Annotated in this window: 19 protein-coding genes; 10 read left to right on the top strand and 9 right to left on the bottom strand. The window is 64.6% G+C overall.

Annotation, left to right across the window (positions count from 1 at the left end; genetic code table 11):
* Positions 1–25 precede the first annotated feature (25 nt).
* From purH to purD, 3 genes are all read left to right on the top strand, one after another.
* Positions 26–1,585 (top strand): bifunctional phosphoribosylaminoimidazolecarboxamide formyltransferase/IMP cyclohydrolase, encoded by a 1,560-nt coding sequence (gene purH, locus BLV04_RS08035; RefSeq protein WP_093029840.1) that lies wholly within the window; start codon positions 26–28, stop codon positions 1,583–1,585.
* A 192-nt stretch (positions 1,586–1,777) separates the two neighbouring features.
* On the top strand, positions 1,778–2,557 hold the full coding sequence (gene lpxA / locus BLV04_RS08030; RefSeq protein WP_093029838.1) for an acyl-ACP--UDP-N-acetylglucosamine O-acyltransferase: 780 nt from the start codon (positions 1,778–1,780) through the stop codon (positions 2,555–2,557).
* Between the two features lie 9 nt (positions 2,558–2,566).
* Positions 2,567–3,856: a phosphoribosylamine--glycine ligase gene (gene purD, locus BLV04_RS08025; protein ID WP_093029836.1), complete on the top strand. Its 1,290-nt coding sequence runs from the start codon at positions 2,567–2,569 to the stop codon at positions 3,854–3,856.
* Between the two features lie 62 nt (positions 3,857–3,918).
* Here purD and BLV04_RS08020 read toward each other — a convergent pair whose 3' ends face one another.
* The 5 genes from BLV04_RS08020 to BLV04_RS08000 form a co-directional block, all read right to left on the bottom strand.
* Positions 3,919–4,422 (bottom strand): DUF29 domain-containing protein, encoded by a 504-nt coding sequence (locus BLV04_RS08020; protein WP_175534541.1) that lies wholly within the window; start codon positions 4,420–4,422, stop codon positions 3,919–3,921.
* A 392-nt stretch (positions 4,423–4,814) separates the two neighbouring features.
* Positions 4,815–5,555: an acetoacetyl-CoA reductase gene (gene phbB, locus BLV04_RS08015; RefSeq protein WP_093029833.1), complete on the bottom strand. Its 741-nt coding sequence runs from the start codon at positions 5,553–5,555 to the stop codon at positions 4,815–4,817.
* A gap of 182 nt (positions 5,556–5,737) precedes the next feature.
* A complete protein-coding gene (locus BLV04_RS08010; RefSeq protein WP_093029831.1) occupies positions 5,738–6,103 on the bottom strand; it encodes a phasin family protein in 366 nt (121 codons plus the stop codon).
* 135 nt (positions 6,104–6,238) lie between these two features.
* Positions 6,239–6,760 carry a polyhydroxyalkanoate synthesis repressor PhaR gene (gene phaR / locus BLV04_RS08005; protein WP_093029829.1) on the bottom strand — a complete coding sequence of 174 codons (522 nt, stop codon included), beginning with the start codon at positions 6,758–6,760 and terminating at the stop codon, positions 6,239–6,241.
* Positions 6,761–6,875: 115 nt separating this feature from the next.
* Complete coding sequence (locus tag BLV04_RS08000; RefSeq protein WP_093029827.1) at positions 6,876–8,060, bottom strand: acetyl-CoA C-acetyltransferase; 1,185 nt, start codon at positions 8,058–8,060, stop codon at positions 6,876–6,878.
* A gap of 194 nt (positions 8,061–8,254) precedes the next feature.
* Here BLV04_RS08000 and phaE point away from each other — a divergent pair, with 194 nt between their 5' ends.
* Both phaE and BLV04_RS07990 read left to right on the top strand, forming a co-directional pair.
* The gene (phaE, locus tag BLV04_RS07995; protein ID WP_093029825.1) at positions 8,255–9,328 is read left to right on the top strand and encodes a class III poly(R)-hydroxyalkanoic acid synthase subunit PhaE; all 1,074 of its coding nucleotides are present in this window, start codon (positions 8,255–8,257) and stop codon (positions 9,326–9,328) included.
* A 98-nt stretch (positions 9,329–9,426) separates the two neighbouring features.
* On the top strand, positions 9,427–10,497 hold the full coding sequence (locus tag BLV04_RS07990) for a class III poly(R)-hydroxyalkanoic acid synthase subunit PhaC (protein ID WP_093029823.1): 1,071 nt from the start codon (positions 9,427–9,429) through the stop codon (positions 10,495–10,497).
* A gap of 66 nt (positions 10,498–10,563) precedes the next feature.
* On the opposite strand, the gene BLV04_RS07985 is transcribed toward BLV04_RS07990, so the two are convergent.
* A complete protein-coding gene (locus BLV04_RS07985) occupies positions 10,564–12,282 on the bottom strand; it encodes a B12-binding domain-containing radical SAM protein (RefSeq protein ID WP_093029821.1) in 1,719 nt (572 codons plus the stop codon).
* Positions 12,283–12,700: 418 nt separating this feature from the next.
* Between BLV04_RS07985 and BLV04_RS07980 the strand changes: the two genes are divergently transcribed.
* The 5 genes from BLV04_RS07980 (at position 12,701) to BLV04_RS07960 (ending at position 19,516) form a co-directional block, all read left to right on the top strand.
* Entirely contained in the window at positions 12,701–14,869 is a 2,169-nt protein-coding gene (locus BLV04_RS07980) for a transglutaminase family protein (RefSeq protein ID WP_175534540.1), read from the top strand.
* Positions 14,866–15,837 (top strand): AAA family ATPase, encoded by a 972-nt coding sequence (locus BLV04_RS07975; protein WP_093029817.1) that lies wholly within the window; start codon positions 14,866–14,868, stop codon positions 15,835–15,837. Before BLV04_RS07980 ends, BLV04_RS07975 begins: the two co-directional genes overlap by 4 nt.
* An 84-nt stretch (positions 15,838–15,921) precedes the next feature.
* Complete coding sequence (locus BLV04_RS07970; RefSeq protein WP_093029903.1) at positions 15,922–17,226, top strand: DUF58 domain-containing protein; 1,305 nt, start codon at positions 15,922–15,924, stop codon at positions 17,224–17,226.
* Between the two features lie 240 nt (positions 17,227–17,466).
* A complete protein-coding gene (locus tag BLV04_RS07965; protein WP_093029815.1) occupies positions 17,467–18,975 on the top strand; it encodes a hypothetical protein in 1,509 nt (502 codons plus the stop codon).
* A gap of 16 nt (positions 18,976–18,991) precedes the next feature.
* Positions 18,992–19,516, top strand: coding sequence for a hypothetical protein (locus tag BLV04_RS07960; protein WP_093029813.1), 525 nt, complete (start codon positions 18,992–18,994; stop codon positions 19,514–19,516).
* A 187-nt stretch (positions 19,517–19,703) separates the two neighbouring features.
* Here BLV04_RS07960 and lipB read toward each other — a convergent pair whose 3' ends face one another.
* From lipB to BLV04_RS07945, 3 genes are all read right to left on the bottom strand, one after another.
* Positions 19,704–20,327 (bottom strand): lipoyl(octanoyl) transferase LipB, encoded by a 624-nt coding sequence (gene lipB / locus BLV04_RS07955; protein ID WP_093029811.1) that lies wholly within the window; start codon positions 20,325–20,327, stop codon positions 19,704–19,706.
* A gap of 219 nt (positions 20,328–20,546) precedes the next feature.
* On the bottom strand, positions 20,547–20,837 hold the full coding sequence (locus BLV04_RS07950; protein ID WP_093029809.1) for a YbeD family protein: 291 nt from the start codon (positions 20,835–20,837) through the stop codon (positions 20,547–20,549).
* A gap of 91 nt (positions 20,838–20,928) precedes the next feature.
* The gene (locus BLV04_RS07945) at positions 20,929–22,071 is read right to left on the bottom strand and encodes a D-alanyl-D-alanine carboxypeptidase family protein (protein WP_093029807.1); all 1,143 of its coding nucleotides are present in this window, start codon (positions 22,069–22,071) and stop codon (positions 20,929–20,931) included.
* Positions 22,072–22,361 lie beyond the last annotated feature (290 nt).

Below are 22,361 nucleotides of genomic sequence, written 5' to 3'. Positions count from 1 at the left end.
GATCATCAGACCCGGATCGACCCACATGCCATCCATTCATCGCGCCCTGATCAGCGTGTCCGACAAGACCGGTTTGGCCGCCTTTGCCCGCGACCTTGCAGCCAAAGGTGTGGAGATCCTCTCCACCGGCGGGACCGCCCGGCTCCTGACCGAGCAGGGCATCCCCGTCACCGAGGTCTCGGACTACACCGGCTTCCCCGAGATGATGGACGGTCGGGTCAAGACCCTGCATCCGCGCATCCACGGCGGCATCCTCGGTCGGCGCGGCGTCGACGACCGGGTCATGCGCGAGAACGAGATCAAGCCGATCGACCTGGTCGTCGTGAATCTTTACCCCTTCGAGCAGACGGTGGCGGATCCGGCCTGCGATTTGGCCACGGCCATCGAGAACATCGACATCGGCGGCCCGACACTGCTGCGTGCCGCGGCCAAGAACCACGCGAGCGTCACCGTCGTCGTGGATTCGGCCGACTACCCGCGCATCGCCGCCGAGATCGCCGCGCACGGCGGGGTAAGCGAGGCCACGCGCTTCGACCTGGCGGTCAAGGCCTTCGAGCACACCGCCCGCTACGACGGCGCCATCGCCAACTATCTCGGCGCACGGCTCGCGACCGACGTGCCCGGCGCCTTCCCGCGTACCTTGAGTCTGCAGCTCTGTCGCAAGCAATCCATGCGCTACGGCGAGAATCCACATCAGAACGCGGCCTTCTATGTCGAGCACGGCGACTTGGAGACGAGCATCGCTACGGCGAGCCAGATCCAAGGCAAGGAGCTGTCCTACAACAACATCGCCGATACGGATGCGGCGCTCGAGTGCGTGAAGCAGTTCTCCGAGGGTCCGGCCTGCGTCATCGTCAAGCACGCCAACCCCTGCGGCGTCGCCCTGGGCGCCAACCTGCTCGACGCCTATGAGCGTGCTTACAGGACGGACCCCGAATCGGCCTTCGGCGGCATCATCGCCTTCAACGGCGAGCTCGACGGCGAGACGGCCCGAACCATCGTCGAGCGTCAGTTCGTCGAGGTGATCATCGCGCCCCGCGTGACCGCCGAGGCCAGCGAGGCGGTCGCGGCCAAGAAGAACGTCCGTCTGCTCGAATGCGGCGAGTGGGACAGCGAGCTGGTCCATCGTCTCGACTTCAAGCGGGTCAACGGCGGGCTCCTGGTCCAGGACGCGGACCTGCGCCTGACCGAGTCGCTGAAGACCGTCACCGAGCGTGCGCCGAGCGAGCAGGAGCTAGCCGACCTCCTCTTCGCCTGGCGGGTCGCCAAGTTCGTCAAATCAAATGCCATCGTCTACGGGCGCGACGGCATGACCATCGGGGTCGGTGCGGGCCAGATGAGCCGGGTCAACTCCGCGCGCATCGCCGTCATTAAGGCCGAGCAGGCGGGCCTCGCGGTGCCCGGCGCTGTCATGGCCTCCGACGCATTCTTCCCCTTCCGCGACGGGATCGATCAGGCCGCGGCGGCCGGGATCACGGCCGTGATCCAACCCGGCGGCTCGATGCGCGATGAGGAGACCATCGCCGCGGCAAACGATCACGGGATCGCGATGGTCTTCACGGGCATGCGGCACTTCAGGCATTAAATCGCGTCCGGCCCGACAGGGACTGTTTTCGTTTCGGCGAGGCCTTGCGGCCATCAACCCACGCGGGAGTCGACGCGATTTAAGATATTTTAAGTTTTTTAATCTCTTGAACCGCGTCGACTCAGAGCTTCCATGAGGCGCCGACCTCGATCGACGCCATAACCCCTTTAGACTCACACAGGACGCGGTTCAATGGGCATCCACCCGAGTGCGATCATCGAAGAGGGTGCCGAGCTGCATCCCTCGGTCAGTGTCGGCCCCTATTCGATCGTCGAGTCCGGGGCCGTCATCGGCGAAGGCTGTCGAATCGAGTCCTGCGTGCGCATCTTCGGCTCGACGCGGATGGGCGCGCACAACCGGGTCTGTCACGGGGCGACGCTCGGCTCGGAGCCTCAGGATTTAGGTTTCAAGCCGGAGCTGGCGCGGCCGCTCGTGATCGGCGATCACAATCACTTCAAGGAAGGGGTGAACATCAGTTGCGGCATCAAGTCGGAGTCGGGCACCCGGATCGGCAGCCACAATTATTGGATGGCCTTCTCGCATGCGGGACACGACTGCATCGTCGGCGATCACAACATCTTCGCCAACACGGCCACGCTCGCCGGTCATGTCGAGGTCGCGGATCGGACCTTCCTCTCGGGGCAGGTCGCCGTCCATCAATTCTGCCGGATCGGCGCCTATGCGATGGTCGCCGGGGTGACGGGTGTTGCGCAGGACGTGCCGCCGTTCGCCCTGGTCGACGGTCATCGGGCGCGTATGGTGGGGCTCAACGTGGTCGGCTTGCGCCGCGGCGGCTTCTCGCAGGAGCAGCGCACGCGCATCAAGGCCGTCTATCGGCTGGTCTTCCGCTCCGGTCTGCGCTCGGGCGAGGCACTCGCCCGAGCCGAGCAGGAATATCCGGGCCCGGAGACCCAAGCCATCGTCCAATTCATTCAGTCGAGTCGGCGCGGCGTCGTCTCGTTTCAAGCATAAGGGGCAGGTATGAAGATCCTGATCGTCGGCAATGGCGGGCGCGAGCATGCCCTCGCCTGGAAGGCCGCACAATCGCCGCTGACCGAACGTGTTTACGTTGCGCCCGGCAATGGCGGAACCGCGCACGAGCCCAAGGTGGAGAATCTGCCGATCGCGGCGGAGGATGTGCCTGCACTGGTGCGCTTTGCGACCGAGCAGTCGATCGACCTGACCATCATCGGCCCCGAGGCACCGCTGGTTGCGGGCGTCGTCGACGCCTTCAAGGCGGCCGGTCTGCGCTGCTTCGGACCGACCCGAGACGCCGCTCAGCTCGAGGGCTCGAAGGCCTTCACCAAGGACTTTCTCGCGCACCATCGCATCCCGACGGCGTCCTACGGCGTCTTCACCGAAACCGAGCACGCACTCGCCTATCTGCGCCGGGTCGGCGCGCCCATCGTGATCAAGGCCGACGGGCTCGCCGCGGGCAAGGGCGTCATCCTGGCCGAGGATCTCGCGACCGCGGAGGCGGCGGTGCAGGACATGCTCGGTGCCGGGCGCTTCGGCAGCGCCGGCAACCGCGTGGTCATCGAGGAATTCCTGACCGGCGAGGAGGCAAGCTTCATCGTCATGGTCGACGGCACGCACGTCCTGCCGCTTGCCACCTCTCAGGACCACAAGGCCCGCGACGACGGCGACCGCGGACCCAACACAGGCGGCATGGGCGCCTATTCACCGGCGCCGATCATCACCCCGGCGATCCACGATCGCGTCATGCGCGAGGTGATCGAGCCGACGGTCGCGGGACTCGCCGCCGAGGGTATCCAATATGTCGGTTTCCTCTATGCCGGCCTCATGATCGCCGCCGACGGGAAGCCCAAGGTGCTTGAGTACAACTGCCGACTCGGTGATCCGGAGACCCAGCCGCTCTTGATGCGTCTGGAATCCGACCTGGTCGAGCTTTGTCTCGCCGCGATCGAAGGTCGTCTCGATCAGGTCACGGCCGTCTGGGATCCGCGACCCGCGCTGGGCGTGGTCATGGCGGCCGGCGGTTATCCGGACAGCTACGAGACCGGCCACCCGATCAGCGGGCTGGACGCCGCGCTGCCCTCGGACGTCAAGGTCTTCCAGGCTGGCACAAAGGCGGATGGATCGGCAATCCTCACCAACGGCGGACGCGTCCTCTGCGTCACTGCACTCGGAAACAGCGTTTCCGAGGCCCAATCCCGAGCCTACCGAGCCGTCGAGAACATTCGGTGGGAAGGCTGTCAGTTCCGGCGCGACATCGGTTTTCGGGCCATCGCCCGCGAGCACTCGGGCTGAAGGTCGTCCGCTCGCCGCGCTCGGTCGACGCCGGAATCGGTCATCCCGGACAGGGTCGCTGATCAGGTTTCATGACGTCCGGACTGGGCCTGCCCCTCAGGGTGCGCCGGGTAGAAGTTCTTATCGAACAGTTGCTCGGCGCTGTAGGGGCATTGGTCTGGAAAGGTGCTCGACGGCAGACCGCTTTCATCGCTGGCCAACCCGACTGCGTCGGCATACGCCTCGCCGATGGTTGCAGGTAATCGTGCCTTGAGACCCGGGGCCTGTGTCAGCAGTTTTTCCAGCCGGTTGCGCTGTTCTATGATGGTCGCACGCCAGCTGTCGCCTTTGGATTCGCGCCAGCGCTCGGACAGGGTTCGATACTGATACTCCCATTTCAACAGATGCGCCAACAGGATGGTCAATCTGTTTTCGAGCTCGCGCTGCTCGCTCTTTCCCATGTCGCTCAGTTCTTCCAAGAGATGCTCGACGTCCAGCTCCGAGTAGCGCCCGGCACGCAGCAATTGGACGTGGCGCTCCGCCCAAGCCGAATAATCGATCTTGTAGAGTGTGTCGAGGTCGGTCATATCCTGATCCAACAGCTGCCGAGTCTGCATCGAGGGGCAATGAGGTCGCGAGTCGTCCGCCACTCCGACCTGGTCATGCCTATGTCGACAGGGTAGCGGATTCAGCGGGATTTTTTCCAGAGCCGATCCGAGCGGAATTTCCCGAGGCAAAAAAAAGCCCGGCGGGGAGCCGGGCTGGAAACGTCTCATGATGAGAGAGACGAGGAGGACACTGGTATCGATCTTAACGTTTCAGGCTCCGCGTATCGCCGGCAGGCCCAAGACATCGATGTTCTGAATTCCGACATTCGATCTCTAAACCGCGTCTCGCCGAGGTCTTTGTCTGCGGGAGGTTGACCTCACCTCATGCCGATTTTAACGGCACCGGACCCGGTTTAGATGTGACGAGCCCCTCAGTGCATGAAGAGACCGCCGTTCACCGGCAGGTTCGCGCCGGTAATGTAGGCGCTCTCGTCGCCGGCCAGGAAAGCGATCGCCGCGGCGATCTCGGCAGGCTGTGCCATACGACGCATCGGGACGCCCGAGATAATGCTGTTGCGCACGGTGTCGTCCATCGCCAGGGTCATGGCGGTCTCGACATAGCCGGGCGAGACGGTGTTCACCGTGACACCCTTGGATGCGCCTTCCTGAGCCAGGGCCATGGTGAAGCCGTGCATACCGGCCTTGGCGGCGGAGTAGTTGGCTTGACCGAACTGCCCGCGCTGTCCGTTGACCGAGGAGATGTTGATGATCCGACCGAAGCCGCGATCCAGCATCCCTTCCCAGACGTTACGGGTCACATTGAAGACGCTGTCCAGGTTGACCCGCATCACTGCTTCCCACTGCGCAAGCTCCATCTTCTTGAAGGTCTTGTCGCGGGTAATACCGGCGCAGTTGATCAGGATGTCGACCGGGCCGTGCGTTTCGGTGATCTCTTTGATCATGCGAGCGCTGTCTTCGAAGGAGGACACGTCGGCTGCGAAGGTGTCGATGGCGAAGCCCTCGGCGGCGCGATCCTTCTTCCAGGCTTCCGCAGCGGCAGCCTCGGAAGGATGGTGATTGGCGACGACCGTGCAGCCGTCCTGTGCCAGTCGGGTGCAGATCGAGGTGCCGATTCCGCCGATACCGCCGGTCACGAGTGCGATGCGAGCCATGTCTCTTTCCTCCAGGTTTTTATTGGTGTGTCGTTGTGATGTTCCGGAGCGATCAACGCGCGATCCGCTCACGGTGGTCCAAGATCTTCCGATTACGAACCATTCGCAAGTCCCCTGTGCAGGAGACTTGCGAATGGCGGCCCGTCCTTGGGCTGCCGAGTCGAGCTTAACGAACTGCCGAATTAGGCAGCCGGGACAGCCTTGCGCAGATCGGCGGAGACGTCGGCCATGTTCTTCTCGAACCAGGTGCGATAGTCGTCACGCACGTCGCTGACGGCCTGCATGCTGGTCTTGCCTTCGGCCAGAACGCGCTCGCTCAGCTCCTTGGTGGCCTCGACCTGGCCCTTGAAGAACTCGTTGTAGCCCTTGGACTCGGTCGCCAGCTTCATCATGCGCATGGCGTGCTCCATGTAAAGGCTCATGGCATCCATCTGGCGCGCCGACATCTTCTCGAAGATGCGGACGTTCAGCTCGCCGAGGCTGGTCATACGCTCGACGTTCTTGGTGTTGATTTCGTTGACGGTGTTGATGGTGTCGTTGGTCGTCATGAAGGTTGCTCCGATATGTTGTGCAGTGCAGCAATTGTTGCAGTGCACAATAGTCGCCCGCCCGGCACCTGTCAACCCTGGATTTGTCAATCGAATGGATTGGCGATACAAAGCCCTACCTACTCCCCGCTCGGATCAGACGGATTCGTCACGGCCTTTGCCCTCGACGTCGGTCGGGGCCGGCGTCTTGCGATCGGTTTTGCTCCGACGATCACCGCCGAGATCGAATCCCGCGGCTCGCATGAGCTCGCCCTGGATCTCCGACCATAGCTCGACGTTTTTTTGAGTCATGCGCGTCATGGCATCGAAAGGGGTCTCGCCCAGCGAGCGGACCAGCTCATGGTGCTGTTTCGAGAAGAGGTCCAGCGAGCCTTCCAGATAGCGGGCGAACATGCCCTGGAGCGTACCGCCGTAGAAGCGGATGATCTGAGACAACATGGTCGCGCTGAACAGCGGCTCGCCGCCGCTCTCCTCCTCGAGCATGATCTGCAGCAGGATGGAACGCGTGATGTCGTTGTCGTTCGCCGTGTCGACCACCTTGAAGGCGGTGCAGCTCATGACAAGATCGCGCACGTCCGCTAGCGTAATGTAACGACTGACTTCGGTGTCGTAGAGGCGCCGATTCGGGTACTTCTTGATGATGCGCTCTTCGTTCATAGGCATCTGGGCCGTTTCGTCCTTCAGTCCGAAGAAGTGTACCCCAGTCGCGACGGGGTACGACCTGCGGGGCCCGGCGATCCCTCGCCCGGGAACTTCCCCGCCTGCTCTCGGATCAGACCCGCTCGACAGCCAGGGCCACACCTTGACCACCGCCGATGCAGAGTGTCGCGAGACCCTTCTTGGCATCGCGCTTCTGCATCTCGTAGAGCAGGGTGACCAGCACGCGAGCCCCGGAGGCACCGATCGGATGACCGATCGAGATGGCGCCGCCGTTCACGTTGACCTTGCTCAGATCCCAGCCCATCTCATGATTGACCGACATCGCCTGCGCGGCGAATGCCTCGTTGGCCTCGATCAGGTCGAGGTCCTTGGGTGTCCAACCTGCTTTTTCCAGACACTTGGTCGAAGCCGGGATCGGGCCGGTGCCCATGATGGCCGGATCCACACCGGCGCTCGCGAAGGCGACCAGGCGAGCCATCGGCTTGAGACCGAGCTCCTTGGCCTTGGATTCCTTCATCACGACGACCATCGCGGCCCCGTCGTTGATGCCCGATGCGTTGCCGGCCGTCACCGTTCCCGCTTTGTCGAACGCCGGGCGCAGCTTGCCGAGCGTCTCGGCCGTGGTGCCGGGGCGCGGAAACTCGTCGGTGGCGAAGACGACCGGGTCGCCCTTGCGCTGCGGAATGGCGACCGGAATGATTTCGTCGGAGAAACGTCCCGACTTGATCGCCGCCTCGGCCTTCTGCTGCGATGCGGCCGCAAACTCATCCTGCGCATCCCGGGTGAATTCGTATTTCTTGGCGATGTTCTCTGCCGTCACGCCCATGTGGTACTGATTGAAGGCATCCCAAAGACCATCGACAATCATGGTGTCCTTCATCGCCCAATCGCCCATACGCTGCCCTTCGCGCGAGCGCGGCAGGACATGCGCGGACTGACTCATGCTCTCTTGGCCGCCGGCGATCACGATATCGGCGTCGCCGCAGGCTACCGCCTGCATCGCCAGATGAACGGCCTTCAGCCCGCTGCCGCAGACCTTGTTGATGGTCATGGCCGGCACCGAGTGGGGAAGTCCCGCGTTCAGGGTCGTCTGACGCGCCGGATTTTGGCCCACGCCTGCGGTGAGGACCTGGCCGAGGATCACCTCGTCGACCTGATCCGGGGAAATTCCGGTGCGCTCCATCAACGCCTTGAGCACGACGGCCCCGATGTCGGTCGCGGGGAGTGAAGAGAGGCTGCCGCCGAAGGTGCCGACTGCGGTACGGCCCGCATCGACGATCACGATGTTGTCGCTCATGGTGTGAATGCCTTATGAATTTTGGAGTGGACGCCTATTCGGAGGTGGCCGGTCGTGACGCCTAGACCCGGCCGCGGGATCTAAAATGCCCCGCTCGCGCCGATTGAGCAACCCCGATCTTACGCCGCTTTGTTGCAGTGCACAAATCGACGTGCTAACGTGTGCTGCAAAGTGACCCAAAGGAGGGCAAAACCATGAGTAATGAAACCTTTTTCAACGACAGCTGGATGGATCTGCAACGCAAGTACTGGGACAGCTGGACCGAGATGAGCCGCAAGGCGATGGGCTCGCAGGGCGGCATGGGCCAGCTCACCAACCCGTGGGAAAGTGCGCTCGACAATTGGTGGAAGGCGCTCGCGCCGGCTGCACCCGATGCCTCCAAGTCCTTCATGGAGAAGATGATGGAGCAGGGCAAGGTCTTCTTCCGCTTCGGCGAGGCATTTGCCTCCGGCAAGCCGGGCGACACGGCCTCCCCGGCCGACGGCATGGCGTTCTGGACCAAGGCGCTGGAAGACATCCAAAAGAACTTCAGCGGCTCGATGGACGACGGCGGCAATGTCATGCAACGCATGATGTCCTTCTGGGAGATGCCGCTCGACAACTGGCAGCGCATGATGTCCTCGATGTCGCCGATGCCCGGCGATGCGCTGCGCTACATGCCGCACGATCAGGTCAAGGACAGCTTCAATCGCGTGCTGTCCGCGCCCGGGTTGGGCTACACCCGCGAGGAGCAGGGCCAGTACCAAGAGTTGATCCGCGCCTCCATGGATTACCAGAAGGCGCTGCAGGAATACAACGGCTTCTATGCCCAGCTCGGCGTCAAATCCGTGCAGCGGATGGGCGGCTACATCCAAGAGGTCATCGACAGCGGCAAGAGCATCGATTCGGCGCGCGCGCTCTATGATCACTGGGTCATGTCCTGCGAGGCCGTCTATGCCGAAGAGGTCGCGACCCCGGAGTACGCCCAGATCCACGGCCATCTGGTCAACGCCCAGATGGCCCTGAAGAAGCGCATGGCGGTCCTGGTCGACGAGAACCTCGGCGCCATGAACATGCCGAGCCGCAACGAGCTGCGCACCCTTCAGGATCGTCTGCAGGAGACCCGGCGCGAGAACAAGAAGCTCAGCCAGAGCCTGCGCGCACTCGAACGTCAGGTTGCGGCCCTCGCCGGCACCCCGATCGAGTCGCCCGCAACGGCCATCAAATCCATCGCACCCGCCGCCACGGCACCGGTGCGCAAGAAGGCCGCGACCAAGAGCACCGACTAGCTCTGGCCGTCACCACAGAAATCACGCGCCCTGCGGCCCCCCGAGAACCGGGCGCCGCAGACGCGTATCCAACGAATACCGCGAGGAACCGAACCGTGATGATCCCGATCGATATCCGGCCCGACAAGCTCACCCAGGAAATGCTGGACTATTCCCGTAAGCTCGGCCAAGGCATGGAAAACCTGCTCAACGCCGAGAAGATCGACACCGGCGTGAGCCCCAAGCAGCCGGTCTACTCCGAAGACAAGCTGGTGCTGTACCGCTACGACACGCCCGAAGGCGTCACCCCCGAGGCGGTGCCACTGCTGATCGTCTACGCCCTGGTCAATCGGCCCTACATGACCGACATCCAGGAAGACCGCTCCACCATCAAGGGTCTGTTGGCCACCGGTCAGGACGTCTATCTGGTCGACTGGGGTTACCCGGATCAGGCCGACCGCGCCATCACGCTCGACGATTACATCAACGGCTATCTCGACCGCTGCGTGGATCACATCCGCGAGGCGCACGGGATCGATAAGATCAACATCCTCGGCATCTGCCAGGGTGGTGCTTTCAGCCTGATGTACAGCTCGATGCACCAGGACAAGGTCAACAGCCTGGTGACCATGGTCACCCCGGTCGACTTCAAGACCCCGGACAATCTCCTGTCTGCCTGGGTGCAGAACGTCGATATCGACCTCGCGGTCGACACCATGGGCAACATTCCGGGCGAGCTTCTGAACTGGACCTTCCTGTCGCTCAAGCCGTTCAGCCTGACCGGTCAAAAATACGTCAACATGGTCGATGTGCTCGACGACCCGGACAAGATCAAGAACTTCCTGCGCATGGAGAAGTGGATCTTCGACAGCCCGGATCAGGCCGGCGAGACCTTCCGCCAGTTCATCAAGGACTTCTATCAGCGCAACGGCTTCATCAACGGCGGCGTCATGCTGGCGGGCCGGGAAGTGGATCTGAAGAACGTCACCTGCCCGGTACTCAACATCTATGCGTTGCAGGACCACTTGGTGCCGCCGGATGCCTCCAGGGCGCTGAAGGGCTTGACCGGCAGCACCGACTACACCGAGCTTGCCTTCCCCGGCGGGCACATCGGCATCTATGTCAGCGGCAAGGCTCAGAAAGAGGTCACCCCCGCTATCGGGAAGTGGCTGAACGACCACTCCGCCTAACGCAATACCCGGAGGTCGGAGGGCGCCCATCGGGCACGCCTTCGACCTCCGCACGGACGGCCGCGGTTACGCGGCAGCCGACGTCGTCTCCGGACTCGCGTCCGCTCCCTCGTCGACCGGCTCCATCGCCTGATCGAAATAGCGGTATTCCGGCCGCTGCGTTTCCTCCTTCACCCGCCGATAAAGCTGCCACACCTGCCAGGCGTAGGCGATCAAGCCTCCATAGGTGGTCGCGACCTCCCGAGCGCGGCGCGGGTAAAAGACCCACACGGGCTCGATCGGCAACTCCGAGCGCCGCTCCGTGCGGACCTTGCGACGCAGAAACCCGCCCTGCAGCGGATGCACCCGCTCGAACCTGAAGCATCCGTAGAACTCCAGTGCGATCTCCATGATGCGTTTCGGATTGCGGTTGAAGGCCGCGGCGCGCCGCATCAGGGTCTCCAAGTGCGCCATCGAGTAGTAGCTGTCCCAAGCGCGACGATAGACGCCCTGCCACTCCTGCGCGCTCATCCGCGGATGGGTCGTGCAGACATGCTCGAGGTCGTAGCGATTCAGGTCCGGATCGAGCGGCGCACCCCTCGCGTGCAGCGCCTGGTGGTCGGCGGAGCCGGGCAGCGGCGTCAGACAGAAGAACTCCAAGATATCGAGCGGCAGCTCGCGCTTGATCGTCTCGATGTCGTTCAGGATGCGTTCCGGCGTGTCGTCCGGAAAGCCCAGGATGTAGCCGCAATAGGTGGTCACGCGTTGCTGCTGCCAGGCGAGCAGCATGTTGCGGTAGTTGGCGATCTTGTTCTGTTTCTTGTGCGCGGACTTCAGATTGTCCGCGTTGACGCTCTCCAGCCCGATGAATACGCGCGAAACACCCGCCGCCCGCGCCTTGGTCACGAACCCCGGCAGGGTGTGACACATGGTATCGACCTGGATGGTGAAGTTGAGCTTCACGCCGAGTTCGCGGCGCAGCGCGGCGATGCGCTCGAAGATCGGCTCCCAATTGCGGTTGCGCGCGAAGTTGTCGTCGGTGATGAAATAATGGCGAATGCCGTGTGCGAGATTGGCGCGCAACAGCTGCTCGATGTCGTCCGGGTCGCGGAAGCGGGATTTTCGGCCCTGCACGTTGATGATGGTGCAGAAGCTGCAAAGGAAGGGACAACCGCGCCCGGCATCGAAGGTCCCGGGCATGGGGGCATAGCGCCGCGCCACCTCTGGCGGGAGATAGGGCATGGTCTTGCCCTGCAGGTCCGGGAGCTCCGCCATGTGGTTGTAGAGCGGCTCCAAGCGCCGTGCGTAGGCGGCCCGGAGCAGGTCGGCGAAGTGCTCCTCGGCCTCGCCGGCAAAAAGGGTGACGCCCAGGTCCATGGCCTCCTGCAGCTCGGGGGGGACGCCCGGGAGCATTGCTAAGGAGCCGCTGACATGAAAACCGCCAATGACGACCTGTAGCCCTGCCGCCCGAAAGCGTCGCGCCAGATCCATTGCGCGGGGGAACTGGTTGGATTGGACACCCACCAGACAGACCAGACCCCGACCGCGGTTGTCTTGGATGCGACGGATGATCCGCTTCACCGGGACCACCGTGTTGGTCTCGTCGTAGGCGTTGACCTCGATGCGCACGCCCTCGCCCAAAACCCCGGACCGGTCGGCGGCGCGGGTCAGTCCGTAGAGGCTCGCGAGCGAGTTGGACGGGATCCATGCCTTGACCCACTGGATGACGTAGCCGTCGTCGTCGTAGTGCGAGGGCTTGATCAATTCAACCTGAAAACGGGTCGCGGTCGCGCTGTTCGGACGCATGATGGTCCCTCGTCGACGGAGAAAGGGATGACCGCCCGGGACTGGACCGCCTGCGGCTCCGAACACCGAAAAACTCGGGTCTGCGGAAAAAAGAAGGCGAAGATTCAGTCGTCCAGCGCGGATTCCGCGAAGGATGCTAGTCCCGTTGGGCGGCTCGGGCAAGCCTCGGAGGCTGCCGCGGGACTGTCGCCTTCGCCTCGACCCGTGGCATGATCCGGCGCTGGATCGACCGGGGATCATTCCGATACCCCGGCCTTGCAAGGTTGCCGGGCATGCACTCCGAGATCACGCAGACTGCACACAGCATTGAATCCCGGCCGGTCACCGCGGCGTTCGCCGCATCGCGCCTGGGCCTCGTCGCCCACGACCGTCCGAGGCATGGCCGCGGGGGCGAAACCCCATGCGGAGAGGCCGGGCAATGAGCCGGCAGGACTGGGACACGACGGACTTCGACCGCGCCGTTCGCACACACGACGAGGCCGTTGCGGCCATGGGTCCGGCGATCTGGGTCGGCACCGAGCCGACCTTCACCGATCGCTTATCCGAGGCCCCCGAGTGGCTGAGCAGCGCCCTGGGAGAGGACAAGGAGAAACGCGCCGAGCAACTCTTGTGCGCCCTGCAGAGCCGCATGGGCGGCCTGGTTCTGCGCACCCAAGGCCGTCAGTATCCCGGCGAGGATCGGCCGCGCTGGAGCCTCGGTCTCTACGCCCGGCGCGACGGCACGCCCGTCTGGCGCGGACCGCCGGACCCCGCACTCGCAACGACAACGGGCAGCGACTGCGATCTCGGCGTCCTGCAGAGCGAGCTCTGTGCAAGCCTGCGGGGGATCGGCTGCGGGGCGAAGGCGGTCGCCGGTGCCGAAGGCTGTCTCCATGTGTTCGCCCTTTTTCCGGGCGACGTCGGCGCGCCTGGCGAGGACGACCGAAATCCCGGCCTCTCCGAGTCAATGCTTGGAGATCCGGCGCTCGCGGACCTGCAGCCCGACGACGTGGCTGCCGCGCACGGACTACCCTGCTTCGTTCTCGACCGCATCGACTGGCAAGGTGCGAAGGTGGCCCGGATCGAGCTGCCCGACTGCGAGTCGGTCGAGCAATTTGCGCGTTGTCTCGCCGCGATCGGCACAGCGGCCACGAACGCCGGTCTGCCGGCGCTCCTGCTGACCGGCCACCCGCCCCCCGTCGATGCGAGCGTCGCCTGGACCACGATCACCCCGGATCCGGCGGTGATCGAGATCAACATGGCGCCCTATCCCGACGTGACCGGGTTGCTTGCCGCAACGCGCACGCTCTATGCCGCCACCACCGAGCTCGGACTCGCCCCTTACCGTCTCTACTACAACGGCTCGGTCGCGGATTCGGGCGGCGGCGGACAGATCACCTTCGGCGGCCCCAGCCCGCAGGAGAGTCCCTTCTTCGTTGCGCCGCGCGTCTTGCCGCGCCTGGTGCGTTATCTGAACCGACATCCCTCGCTCTCTTATCTCTTCGCGCACGACCACATCGGCGGCTCCGGGCAAGCGGTGCGCGCCGACGAGCGCGGTCGCGACGCCTTCCGCGAGCTGGCCCTCGCACTCGCCTTGCTGGAGCGGGGAGCGCCCCCCGACGCCGAGACGCTGTGGTCGGGACTGTCGCAGCTGCTGACCGATGCCATCGGGAACAGCCACCGTGCCGAGCTCAACATCGAGAAGCTCTGGAACCCCTATGTGCCCGGACGTGGAAAACTGGGGTTGGTCGAGCTCCGCGCCCTGCGCATGCAGCACACGCCCGAGCGCGCCGCGGCGCTCGCCGCCCTGCTGCGCGCCATCATCGCGATGCTCGCCGTCCGAGACTTCGATGCCCCGCTGCGGGATCACGGCGACGAGCTGCACGACCGCTACGCCCTGCCCTATTATCTCGAGCGCGACCTTGAGGAGGTGCTCGACGATCTGAGCACCGCAGGCCTAGCCCTCGGGGCACCCTTGGCCGAGCTGCTGAGGCGCAACAGTCTGCGTCTGATCGCCCGCGTACGGCATCGGGACTGCGAGCTGACGATCCGCCGCGCGGTGGAATTCTGGCCCCTGATCGGCGATGTCGGTCGCCAGGATCAAGAGACCTCACGCCTCGTGGACGCGAGCACGGCGCGCCTGGAGATCTGCTTGCGTGCGGTCGAGGGGGCGGCGTCGGATGACTTCGCCGACTGGCGGATCGCCGTCGGCGAGGTTCAACTGCCCTGGCGCTTGGAGGATGATCCGCAGGGGCTGGCGAAGGTCTTCGGCCTGCGCTATCGCAGCTTCGTGCCCTGGCAGGGGCTGCACCCCGCACTGCCCGCCCAAGGCCCGCTGTCGCTGACGCTGTGGCATCCGGCGCACGCCGACGCCCTTCACGCCACCCTGCACGACTGGCGACCGAGCGGCGGCGGCTACGACGGTCTCCCCGCCGACCTCGCCGAGGCCGCCGCGCGACGGGCCGAGCGCTGCGTCGTCGAGCCCGCATCGCCCCCTGCACCGGAGACACTACACACGCCGCCGCCCGAGGCCCTCACACCCTATGCCCTGGATCTGCGCTGGCTCGGGCTCGGTGCACGCGAGCCGGCGTGGACCGACCGGACATGAGACTATCCGCAGACGTTCAATGTTGCGCCGATACACTGGCTGCGCTCGAATCCGCCATCGGCTGTGCCCTCGTGGGCCAACCGCGGGTCGTGCGCGAATCAGTGGTCGCCTTGGCCGCGGCCGGCCATGTGCTGCTCGAAGGCGTGCCCGGTGTCGGCAAGACGCTCTTGGTACGCGCACTCGCGGCCGCAGTCGGCGGGCGTTTCTCGCGGATCCAGTTCACGCCCGACCTGATGCCGAGCGATGTGACCGGACATGCCGTCTTCGACATGAAGAGCGAGGCGTTCCGGATCCGGCGCGGTCCGATCTTCTGCAACCTGCTGCTCGGCGACGAGATCAACCGGGCGCCCGCGAAGACGCAAGCCGCGCTGCTCGAGGCGATGCAGGAGCAGCAGGTAACGATCGAAGGCACCCCGCTGACACTGAGTCCGCCTTTCCTGGTCTTTGCGACCCAGAACCCGATCGAGCACGAGGGGACCTATCCGCTGCCCGCCGCACAGCTCGATCGCTTCCTGCTCAAGGTCATCGTCGATCACCCGGATGCGGATGAAGAACTGGCCATGGTGCGCCAGGTCACCCATGATCGGGTCGGCGACCGGCTCGACGTCTCGGGCGTGCGCGAGATCCTGAGCGCAACCGATCTGCTGGAGCTGCAACAGGTCGCAGCACGTCTGCGCATCGACGACAGCGTCCTCGCCTATGCCGTGCGCTTGGTCCGCTCGGCGCGTGACTGGCCCGGCGTGGAGACCGGACCCGGTCCCCGCGCCGGCATCGCGCTGGTGCGCGCCGCGCGCGGACATGCGCTCGCGAACGGCTGCGATTACGTGACCCCCGACGACGTCAAGGCGATGGCCCCCGCGGTGTTGCGCCATCGGCTCGTGCTCGGCGCGGATCTGGAGATGGAGGGTCTGGGGCCGGAGGATGTCCTGCGTGATCTCCTCGCCGGCGTGCCTGCACCGCGGACCTAGACCGCGTCTGCGCAAACATCCATGACGGTCGAGGAGACTGCGCTTACGCGAAGCGACCCCCGATCGCTTGCGATCTGGCTCGGCATGAGACCACGCACCCCGTTGGTCTTCGCACTCGCCGGCTGGACCGCAACGGGCCTGGCCGCCGTCTGGCTCCCGCAGGCCGGCCACGTCTGGCAAGGCATCGGTCTCCTGCTGGGGGTGTTTCCCGCGGCCGACCTCCTGGCCCTCGCCCGGCTGCCCTCGCCCGAGCTGCGCGGCCGTACCCACGGTATCCTGTTGCTCGGTGCGCCTGGCCGGGTTCGACTGACGCTGACCAACCCCTCGGCCCGACACCTTCGGTTTCGTCTCCATGACCTGCATCCGAGTGCATTTGCGGTGAGCGGCCTGCCGTGCGAGGTCGCTCTCGGGGCCGGCGCAACCGCACGGATCGACTATCGCCTGACCCCGTCGGAGCGCGGGAGCTTTACCATCCCGGGCTGCGAGATCGCCTTGAGCTCGCCGCTCGGGCTGTGGGTCGGTCGACGCACTCCGACCCTGTCGACGACCCTGCGGGTCTTCCCGAATCTTGCCCGAATCGGTCGCGATGTCCTGCCCGCGATGCAGGATCGGCGCGCCGCTGCCGGGGGGCGACGCCGACCGAGACGCGGCGAAGGGGCGGAGTTCCATCAACTGCGCGGCTACCATCAGGGCGATGGTTTACGACGGATCGACTGGAAGGCGACGGCGCGGATGCGTAAGCTTATCGCCCGAGAGTACGAGGACGAGCGCGACCGACATCTCGTCTTCCTGCTCGATACGGGGCGCCGGATGCGCCATCGCGATGCTGGGCGCTCCCATCTGGACGAGGCATTGAGTGCACTGCTGACGGTCGCCTTCGTCGCCCTCGCACACGGCGATTCCGTGGGACTCATGACCTATGGCGGGGCGCGACGCTGGTGCGCACCGCGCAAAGATGCGCAGACCATGCGTCGGCTGCGCGAACGGGTGTACGACGTCCAGCCGAGCCTCGAGGCTTCCGATCCGCTGCAGGCGGCGCGCGAGCTGCTGCACCGGATGCCGCGACGGGCCTTGGTGGTGATGATCACCAACAGCCGCGACGAGGATCAGTCCGGTATGGAGCGTGCAGCACGCCTGCTGCGACGGCATCATCTGCTGATGATCGCTGACCTGCGCGAGTCGGCACTCGACCGGAGTCTGGAGACCGAGATCGCAGATCTGCCGGGGGCGCTGCGTTTCCACGCCGTGCACGGCTGGCTCGCCACGCGGCGACACCATCGGGAACGTTTGCGCCATCTCGGCGTCGAGATCCTCGATCTTCTGCCTGCGCAGCTGCCGGGTGCAATGGTGGAGCGCTATCTCGCGATCAAGCGAGCCGGGAGGCTTTGATCTAAACCGCGTCCCGAGCGAGATGCTCGTCGTCGAGTGAGCTCGACGTTTGGTGCATCCACAACCCTTAGCGGGGACGCGATTTAAAATGATAGATTTTTGAATATCTTAAACCGCGCAGGCTCCAGCGGTCGTCAAGTCTGCCGGGGCCGATCCCATCCAAGAACACCGCATGCCCCGCCGGGCGCGGTTTAAGTGCGAACACCTGCACACCAACCCATCCATCTCAGGAGCCAAAGAATGCGTTACCTGCTCGGCGCACTTGCGCTAGCCGCGTCCATCCCCGTTCAGGCGGCCATCCCGGCAACCCCGGTCATGACCCTCTACAAGTTCAACGGCCCGATGGAGGTGCCCTACTACAACGCCGACAGCTTCGCGCGCTCCGGCGCGAAATCCCCCGCCGGAACCCTGACGCAAGGCACCTCCGTGATCCCCTGCCTGATGATCCGAAACGGCAAGCCCTTGACCGACGGCTCCGGGACGCCGTTCGTGGGATTCGAGGTCGTCGTCGATCCGAGGAAGGCGGGCCGAAGCGATACCGAGCGTTTCAGGAGTGCCGTCGCGGCGCGCAAGTCGATGAAGGTTCAAAACCATCACTGCCCTTCCAGCGTGAAGAACGTCATCAACGTGCGTGAGCTCTATGCGCTCGAAAAGGCCCCCTTCTTCGATCCGCCTTCGAGTGGCCGAGCCGGCAACCCGGGCGGTACGAGCGAGCTCGACCGCATCGTGCGCAGCTTCCATGCGTCGAGCCAATGCGAGAGTGCGAATCGCAACCTGACCGGCCGCCGCGCCGCACTCGACCGGGCCTGGGGCGACTTCATCCGAGGCAATGGCCGGCTCGGCTCCGAGGCCACGCTCGCGCGCGCCAAGCATCTCGACTACGTCATGCGTACGGCCATCTACGAGGGCCATCTCGAACGCGGCTGCAACGCCTACGGGGCCTGCGAGCGCAACATTATCGTGCTCTCGATCCGCAACCGCGCGGTCGGCCAATGTCAGGGCCGTCAGGGGTGCGATTTCCCGGGTGACTTCCAGGGCGTCTCCTCCTCGGTGTCCCAGTACAACATCTGGGACGAGTACCTGACCCAGATCTCCGGGCTCACCGCTTGCTACCTGCGCCCCGACCTCGCAGACAACGATCGCTATGCCAAGCTCCAGGCCATGTACACCCAGTCGGTCGGGGACGCCGAGCGCATCCTCTTCGGCAGCGAGCGCGATCTGCAGTCGGTCTTTCCGGACAATCGTCTGGCCGACCTGACCTCGATGCGCCACTACTATCACGCGCCCGCCATGGGCAAATGCTTCCCCACGCACGACCGCGTTGAATACATGACAGGCGCGGTCGCGCGCAACGGCGACGATTTCGCCCTGATCGCCAACACCCGGATCAAGGTCGGAGCGGCGAGCGGAGATGGCTATCGGTTCGAGGAATTCCGCTTCGAGGAGACCCCGGAGCGCGATATCGTGCGCACCGAGAACAATTTTCCGGGCTTCATCGTCGACGGGCGCAAGGTCTCGCTGCGCGAGCCCAAGTCCTGTCCGCCTTACGGGATCCCGAGCGGCTGCCGTTCGGGCAACGTCGGACGCTATCGCACGACACCGAGCTGGCTCTCGTCCGGCAGGCCCGTGGAGATCGTCTGCAGCATCCAGGATCGAGGCGAGTCCTGCCGCGGAAGCGCCACGACACGCACGGCCGCCGTCGGCGGTGTGTGCGACAAGGAGATGCGTCCGGTCGCCGGCGTGAATTGATTCGAGGCATCTCCCGATGAGCGCACTTCCCGCAAGCTATCTCGACATCATTACCCCGCTGATCGACACGACCAGGGAGATCCTCGAACGCGGCGAGAGCCTGAGCCCCTTCGCGTTCGTCGGAAACCTCACGACCGGAGAGACTTTTCCGGTCCTGCTGAGCACGGCCTCGGACGAGGAGAAGGATGCCGCGGCTGCCGTGATTCGCCGCCTCGCCGAGCTGCACGAGGCGGACTTTATCTTCATGATCATGGAAGCCTGGTCCTTGCCGCCGAGCAAGGTCGGGCAGTTCAAGGAGATCATCGAGGAATACGGCTCGATCGGCGCCTCCCCCTACCGCTTGGACGTCGCCTCCTTCGCACTCGAGACCCGACACGGACTCTGGGTCACCCAGATCCCGATCGAGCCGAAGGGTGCCTCGCAGACGCAGCGCACCTTCGGCCGACCGGAGTTTCAGCATTTCACCGAGGTCAAGGGGAGGTTTGTCGATTTGCTGCCCGTGAAGGACGGTGAACGGGAGCCGCCCCGAACCCTGCATTAAACCGCGCCCGGTGCGGTATGCGTTGTTTGTTGGATTGGCTTGGCCGCGCCAGCTCCGACAACTGTCGGAGCTGGCGCGGTTTAACATATTAAAAAGTATATAATTTTAAACCGCGTCACCGCTAAGGGCCGTGGATGTACCAGCCGTCGAGCTCACTCGAAGGTGAGCCTCTCGCTCTGGACGCGGTTTAAACCACGCGCGGCGTCGCCGTCATTCCGAGCGATGCGGCGAGCAACCGGACCAAGCCGGCCTCGATCTCGGGTATCGACACGCCCGGGACCAGATCCAACAGCCGGGTGACGGCAAGGCCGGGGTAACCGCAGGGATTGATCCGACCGAAGGGGCCAAGATCCAGGTTCACGTTCAGGGCGAGTCCGTGATAGCTGCAGCCGTTGCGAATGCGCAGACCGAGCGAGGCGATCTTGGCGCCCGCGACATAGACGCCGGGCGCATCCGCCCGGCGCTCGGCCGTCACGTCCAGGGTCGCGAGCAGATCGATGACGGCCTGCTCCAGGAGGCCGACCAACCGCTTGACGCCGAGTCCGGCACGGCGCAGATCGAGCAGGACATAGACGACCAGCTGTCCGGGGCCGTGGTAGGTAACCTGCCCCCCACGGTCGACCTTGATGACCGGGATGGCGCCGGGATCCAGCAGATGCTCCTCGCGGCCGGCTTGACCGAGCGTGAAGACGGGCGGGTGCTCGAGCAGCCAGAGCTCGTCGGGGGTGTCGGGGCCGCGCAGATCGGTGAATCCGCGCATCGCCTCCAAGGTCGGAAGATAGTCCCGATAGCCCGGCAGGCGACGCACCAAGAGCGGACGCGGGCCATCGCTTTCCGCGCTAACACCGCGTCCAGAGTGAAGTGCGTCGTTTTCATGTTGTGTCGGGCTCAAGGATTTTTCCGACCTTTTTGGCGGCGTGGTTCAAAATTTAATATTTTTAGTACTTTAAACCGCGCGAGCTCCGACAGTCGTCGGAGCTCGCGCGGCTCAGCCAATCCAACACACGACGCATACCACATCGGGCGCGGTTTAAATCACCCAGACGATCGACTCGTGGGCCGTGAGATCGCAATAGATGGCATCGAGCTGCGCGCGGCTTTCCGCCTGGATGGTCAGGGTCACCGAGATCCACTTGCCGCCGCTGCTCAAGCGGGCGCTCACGTCCGCCGCCTCGGGCCGCGGTGCATGCCGGCTCACGATCTCGATCACCAGTGCCTCGAAGCGCGTATCCGCGAGCCCCATCGCCTTGATCGGAAAACGGCAGGGAAAGACGAAGACGGTCTCGGATGCGTCGGGGTCGGACCTGCCGGACTCGGACATGTCCGGTCTCGGGGCCTGCTCCCGCGCTGGGATCGGTCTCGACGGGGGCTTGGATTCAGCCATCTCGCACCTGCATACCGGCCTGACCCGATCAGAACAATTTGAGAACGCTGTCCTTGGCCATCTGCCAAAGACCGCCCTTGCCGACGTCTTCGAGTGCAACCAAAGGCACCCGATTGATCTCCTCCTCGCCGAGCATGACCACGATCTCGCCGACCTGTTCACCGCGAGCGATCGGTGCGGTCAGGCCATCCTCCGCCTTTTCCAGGCGCGCGGCGAGCTCCGGGTAACGCCCGCGCTGGAAGGTCGCGAAGACATCCGCCTCCGGGCCGACGGACAGCATTTCCTTGTCGCCCATCCACACGCGCAACGTCTCGACCGCTTCGTCGGCGGGATACAGGCGATGGCTCTCGTAGAAGCGAAAGCCGTAATTCATCAGGGCAAGACTGGCTTCGGCCCGCGCGTTGGGCGTGGGCGATCCCATCACGACGGAGACGAGGCGCATGTCGTCGCGCTTGGAAGAGGACACCAGGCAGTAACCGGCGGCCTGGGTATAGCCGGTCTTCACCCCGTCCGCGGTCTCGTCGCGACGCAGCATGGGATTGCGGTTTTGCTGCGTGATCCCGTTGAAGGTGAACTCGCGCGAGCTGTACCAGGTGTAGAACTCGGGGAACTCGCGGATGATCGCCATGGCGACGGTGGCGATGTCGCGCGCGGTGATGTAGAGCTCCGGATCGGGCAGGCCGTGCGGGTTGGTGAAGTGGCTGCCGGTCATCCCGAGCCGCTGCGCATGGGCGTTCATGAGATCCGCAAAGGCCTCGACGCTGCCTCCGACATGCTCGGCCAGTGCGACGCTGGCATCGTTGCCGGACTGAACGATCATGCCCATCAAGAGATCCTGGATGGCGACCTGCTTGCCGACCTCGATGAACATCTTGGAGCCGCCGGTGCGCCAGGCCCGCTCGCTGACGTAGGCGTTGTCGGTCAAGGCGACCTTGCCCGCAGCGATCTCGCGGAACACCACGTAGCCCGTCATGATCTTGGTCAGGCTCGCCGGCTCCAGACGCTCGTCCGCGTTCATCTCGGCGAGGATCTGCCCGCTGTTGAAATCAAGCAGCAGATAGCCCTTGGCGGCGACTTGGGGCGGGTCGGGGACGGGTTGCCGGGTTTGCGCCGCCGCGACCGGAAGCGCAAAGACACAGATCAGCAACAACAGCTTGGAGACTAACTTCATGTGGGATATCCGCAGGTCGGGATGAGAGGCGCTTGACCGGGTGCATTCTAACCGCCGTCCGGCGCATTTGGCATCCGCATCGGCCGGACCCCGAGGGTTCGCGATCACCCGGGGTGTCGTGGGTGCCTAGGGCGGGGTGCGGACTTCGGGCGTGGGAGCAAACGAGGGCTTTCGATCCAGGCTCAGCTGCCGACGGACAGCTCGGATCCAGCGCGTAGGTGCGAATTTATTCGCACGATCCGGGGCGTCGGCGGGAATTCATTCGCACGAACCGGCGCGTAGGTGCGAAT

This window comes from Thiocapsa roseopersicina (assembly GCF_900106925.1).
GTDB lineage: Bacteria > Pseudomonadota > Gammaproteobacteria > Chromatiales > Chromatiaceae > Thiocapsa > Thiocapsa roseopersicina.
Note: the sequence above shows the minus strand (reverse complement) of the source record. Positions and strands in the feature narration are given on the sequence as shown.

Coding starts and splice junctions, on each gene's coding strand:
- phbB (WP_093029833.1), bottom strand. CDS start 5,555: ATGGCTCGCATCGCACTCGTGACCGGCGGTATCGGCGGAATCGGCACC.
- BLV04_RS07970 (WP_093029903.1), top strand. CDS start 15,922: ATGAGACCACGCACCCCGTTGGTCTTCGCACTCGCCGGCTGGACCGCA.
- BLV04_RS07985 (WP_093029821.1), bottom strand. CDS start 12,282: ATGCGTCCGAACAGCGCGACCGCGACCCGTTTTCAGGTTGAATTGATC.
- BLV04_RS08000 (WP_093029827.1), bottom strand. CDS start 8,060: ATGAGCGACAACATCGTGATCGTCGATGCGGGCCGTACCGCAGTCGGC.
- purH (WP_093029840.1), top strand. CDS start 26: ATGCCATCCATTCATCGCGCCCTGATCAGCGTGTCCGACAAGACCGGT.
- BLV04_RS07965 (WP_093029815.1), top strand. CDS start 17,467: ATGCGTTACCTGCTCGGCGCACTTGCGCTAGCCGCGTCCATCCCCGTT.
- BLV04_RS07980 (WP_175534540.1), top strand. CDS start 12,701: ATGAGCCGGCAGGACTGGGACACGACGGACTTCGACCGCGCCGTTCGC.
- BLV04_RS07945 (WP_093029807.1), bottom strand. CDS start 22,071: ATGAAGTTAGTCTCCAAGCTGTTGTTGCTGATCTGTGTCTTTGCGCTT.
- lpxA (WP_093029838.1), top strand. CDS start 1,778: ATGGGCATCCACCCGAGTGCGATCATCGAAGAGGGTGCCGAGCTGCAT.
- purD (WP_093029836.1), top strand. CDS start 2,567: ATGAAGATCCTGATCGTCGGCAATGGCGGGCGCGAGCATGCCCTCGCC.
- BLV04_RS07975 (WP_093029817.1), top strand. CDS start 14,866: ATGAGACTATCCGCAGACGTTCAATGTTGCGCCGATACACTGGCTGCG.
- BLV04_RS07950 (WP_093029809.1), bottom strand. CDS start 20,837: ATGTCCGAGTCCGGCAGGTCCGACCCCGACGCATCCGAGACCGTCTTC.
- BLV04_RS07960 (WP_093029813.1), top strand. CDS start 18,992: ATGAGCGCACTTCCCGCAAGCTATCTCGACATCATTACCCCGCTGATC.
- phaR (WP_093029829.1), bottom strand. CDS start 6,760: ATGAACGAAGAGCGCATCATCAAGAAGTACCCGAATCGGCGCCTCTAC.
- BLV04_RS07990 (WP_093029823.1), top strand. CDS start 9,427: ATGATCCCGATCGATATCCGGCCCGACAAGCTCACCCAGGAAATGCTG.
- BLV04_RS08010 (WP_093029831.1), bottom strand. CDS start 6,103: ATGACGACCAACGACACCATCAACACCGTCAACGAAATCAACACCAAG.
- phaE (WP_093029825.1), top strand. CDS start 8,255: ATGAGTAATGAAACCTTTTTCAACGACAGCTGGATGGATCTGCAACGC.
- BLV04_RS08020 (WP_175534541.1), bottom strand. CDS start 4,422: ATGACCGACCTCGACACACTCTACAAGATCGATTATTCGGCTTGGGCG.